We start from the raw sequence: 470 nt of genomic DNA on the forward strand, positions 1-470 counted from the left end.
TACTTGGTTAAGCCAATCTATTTCAATTGATTTATTTTCTAATGTAATTCCGTCCCCGCTTGGCARRGAAAAAGTCGATGTATGAATCTCACCCGTCTTCCAGTCATATGGAAGCGCAAGATCTACAATTAAACGACCACCTAGATTAAGATGTTCATAAAAACATTTCAAAGCGTTTATAGAATCATCACGACTTTCAATTAAACAAAAGGATCCGGTAGGAATTATTATCGCCTCATATTTATACGGTAATGAAAATTGTTGTAAGCTTCCTTGGTATAAATTAGGGTTTAAGCCTCTCTCTTTACAACGCTTACGGCAAGAATCTAGCATTTCAGGTGAATAATCTATCCCATCAACTTTAAATCCAACTTCAAGAAGTGGAATAATGACACGCCCTGATCCTACTGCCGCTTCGAGAATTCTTCCCCCACAATTATTTAAACGTTCTTGGTAATACTCAATATCAC

At 36.5% G+C, this 470-nt stretch carries 1 protein-coding gene; it reads right to left on the minus strand.

The window, feature by feature from the left end; all coding sequences use genetic code 11:
* The coding region (locus AC1DJR_RS33300) for a class I SAM-dependent methyltransferase (RefSeq protein WP_477004601.1) at positions 1–470 on the minus strand (470 nt) is incomplete at both ends.

The sequence above is a fragment of the Bacillus sp. 05T31 genome (genome assembly GCF_056396725.1).